Source organism: Sphingobium sp. ba1, assembly GCF_000743655.1.
Classification (GTDB): Bacteria; Pseudomonadota; Alphaproteobacteria; order Sphingomonadales; family Sphingomonadaceae; genus Sphingobium.
The window spans coordinates 849,123-851,889 of the sequence record NZ_JPPQ01000069.1 but is presented as its reverse complement, the minus strand read 5'-3'; the positions used below and the strand labels follow the sequence as shown (position 1 = coordinate 851,889).

Below are 2,767 nucleotides of genomic sequence, written 5' to 3'. Positions count from 1 at the left end.
TAGACCCGCCGCGCCGGCGAATAGGCGTCCTGCGGCGGGATGCGCAGCGTGGCGATCGGCTGGTGTGGCGACAGCTCTTCGGGCCAGAGCACCGCCGCGTCCTCGACAGGCATCTTGTCGAGATCAGCGCAAAGTTGGGCGCGCAGTTGATACTCAGCACCCTGGTCGCGGAAATGCTCGACAACCAGATCGCGCATCGTGGAATCCTCCACTGTGCCGACGTCCTTGCCGGTGAGCGCGCGGACATTGTCGGAAAGCGGCGCGGCGCTGATCTTGGCGATGTGATCGCCAAAGCGGATCGCCGCCATCGAGTGATAGGTCTCGCCGAGCAGATGGTCGTTGTCGCGCGCGAGCCCGCGCAGCGTCGCGCCGGGCTCGACGCCGACCGCTTCGACCGCGGCTTCCACGCCACGCGCCACCCCGGCCATGGCGCGTTGGAGGAAGGCGGGGTTCTGCGCATTCTTCTCCAGAAGGCCAATGAGCTGGCGATATTTGCCGATCGTGCCGAAGCTCAAGACCGGTATGTTGACCAGCAGGAAATCCTGATTGCGGCCCTGGTCGTCGGGCAGAAGCCGCTCTCCCTCCACGCCGATGACCTTGATCGCCATGCCGCGTGGGGCGGGGATGGTGTCCGAGTGGATATCTCCGGGCGCTGATGAGAGGCGGATCACCACGGAATAGGTGGCCGGGCGAGCGAAAAGCCCCTGGCGCAGATGCTCCGGCAGTTCCGGGACGACGAGTTCGCCCTTCAGGAACCCGTGGCTCTTGGCATGGGCGTCGCGCACCGCATGCCGATGGCGCTCGAACGCCTTGCGGTTGGTGCTCGCCATGATTTCGAGGATTTCGGCGGTGAGCCGCTCCTCGTCTTCGCCGAGCACTTCGACGCTGGTGGAGTAGGGGATATAGGTCTCAGCCAAGGGCGATCCTTCGAACCGGATTTTCGTTGCATTCGAGATATCAGGTGATATCTGGTTTTACGGTGAACGCCGACATGGGTAAAAGGTTTCCATGCCGTGCTGAATTGGAGGTCGATCGCTCATGCGCCTCACGCGAGAGGAAACGCAGCGCCAGACGCGGGATAAGCTGCTCGCCGCAGCACATTCGTCCATTGTGGAAGAAGGGGTGGCAGCCATGTCGATCCGCAACATCTGTAGTGCAGCGGGTCATTCGCAGGGGGCCTTCTATTCGAATTTTGCAAGCAAGGACGATCTGCTGGTCGAGATTCTGCAGGCTCATATCCAGGACGAGGTCGTGCTTCTGCGCGATCTGGTCGCCCACTGCTCCGGCGATGATATCGAGGCGACTCTGCAAGTGCTTGCGGCGCGGCTGGCTAAGCTGGCTGACGAACAGCATTGGTCGCTGCTTTCGATCGAATTGCAGCTTCATGCGCGGCGGGACCCCGCGTTCGCTGAACGGCATCGCGAAGGAAAGGCCGCCTGCCACCATTTGTTCGGAGAACTTGTGGCGGATCTGACGCGGCGCTTTGCGCTTCGGCCTGCCTTGCCGCCGCTGCAGACCGGGATCGGCCTCTATGCACTGTGGATGGGACTGGCGGTCCAGGGCGATGTCGAAGGCGCTATTCCCCGAGAGCAAATGCTTGTCGGCTTCTTTCGCGCGATGGCAGGCCTCGATGCGCCATCCACCCGGTCATGAGCCTTCCTGGCGAAGGACGCCGCAGGATCGGCTGCGATGCTTCAGGCGTGCCCTTGGCTGGAAAAGTGGACGAACGTCGGCGCTTCCATATCCGTTTCCAGGCAACCGAAGAAGACATCGATGAACTCGGCCATGTCAACAATGCGGTCTGGGTGACCTGGATTCAGGATGTGTCGGTGGCGCACTGGCTGACAGCCGCGCGTCCGAGGGATGCCGACACCTATGTTGCTATGGTGCTCAGGCACGAGGTCGATTACCGCGGCAATATCCGGGCGGGCGAAGAGACCTTTGCCATAACCTGGGTCGAAGGGAAGCCGCGCGGAGCGAGATACGCCCGGCGCGTCGAGTTCAAAGACAGTAACGGTCAGACGCTCGTCGCGGCCCTGTCGCAATGGGTGCTCATCGAGAAAGCTACCGGCAAGCTGGTTCGCGTGCCCGCCGAAGTCGCTGCGCCGTTTCTCTATGAAACCCGACGCAAGGAAGAGAATGAATGAGCGACATCCTGAAAGTGACGGTGCTAGGCACCGGTGTCCTCGGCAGCCAGATCGCCTTCCAGGCCGCCTATAGTGGCTTTGACGTTACCGCTTATGAGATCAGCGACGAAGCACTCGACCAGGCGAGGCATCGGTTCGAAACGCTTGTAGAAACCTACGTGAAAGAGGTGACGGGTGCGGCTGACGGCAAGGCAGCCGAAGCTTCGAGACGCATCACGCTCACCGCCGATCTTGGGGCTGCGGTTGCGAATGCCGATCTGGTCATCGAAGCGGTTCCGGAAGTGCTCGAGATCAAGCAGGCGCTCTACGAGAAGCTGGCGGCGCTCGCGCCTGACAGAACGATCTTCGCCACCAATAGCTCGACTTTGCTGCCGAGCGACCTCAAAGCCTTCACCGGCCGCCCGGACCGTTTCCTGGCGCTGCACTTCGCCAACAGCATCTGGAAGTTCAACACTGCCGAGGTGATGGGTACGGACGACACCGATCCGGCCGTGTTCGATACCCTGATCGCCTTCTCCTCCGCGATCGGCATGGTGCCGATCCCGGTGCGCAAGGAAAAAGCGGGCTACGTCCTCAACTCCCTGCTGGTGCCGTTCCTGAACGCGGCCACCGATCTGGCT

The 2,767-nt window shown here is 62.0% G+C and carries 4 protein-coding genes; 3 read left to right on the top strand and 1 reads right to left on the bottom strand.

Annotation, left to right across the window (positions count from 1 at the left end; translation table 11 throughout):
• Positions 1–878: catalase family protein (locus IL54_RS07130; RefSeq protein ID WP_237748809.1), on the bottom strand; the 878-nt coding region annotated here is incomplete at its 3' end.
• A gap of 160 nt (positions 879–1,038) precedes the next feature.
• On the opposite strand from IL54_RS07130, the gene IL54_RS07125 reads away from it, so the two are divergent.
• From IL54_RS07125 to IL54_RS07115, 3 genes are all read left to right on the top strand, one after another.
• Entirely contained in the window at positions 1,039–1,653 is a 615-nt protein-coding gene (locus IL54_RS07125; RefSeq protein ID WP_037474329.1) for a TetR/AcrR family transcriptional regulator, read from the top strand.
• Positions 1,650–2,147: an acyl-CoA thioesterase gene (locus tag IL54_RS07120; protein WP_081912824.1), complete on the top strand. Its 498-nt coding sequence runs from the start codon at positions 1,650–1,652 to the stop codon at positions 2,145–2,147. Before IL54_RS07125 ends, IL54_RS07120 begins: the two co-directional genes overlap by 4 nt.
• Positions 2,144–2,767 (top strand): 3-hydroxyacyl-CoA dehydrogenase NAD-binding domain-containing protein (locus IL54_RS07115; protein WP_037478031.1); only part of this gene is annotated, 624 nt, incomplete at its 3' end. The genes IL54_RS07120 and IL54_RS07115, both read left to right, overlap by 4 nt.

Coding starts and splice junctions, on each gene's coding strand:
- IL54_RS07125 (WP_037474329.1), top strand. CDS start 1,039: ATGCGCCTCACGCGAGAGGAAACGCAGCGCCAGACGCGGGATAAGCTG.
- IL54_RS07120 (WP_081912824.1), top strand. CDS start 1,650: ATGAGCCTTCCTGGCGAAGGACGCCGCAGGATCGGCTGCGATGCTTCA.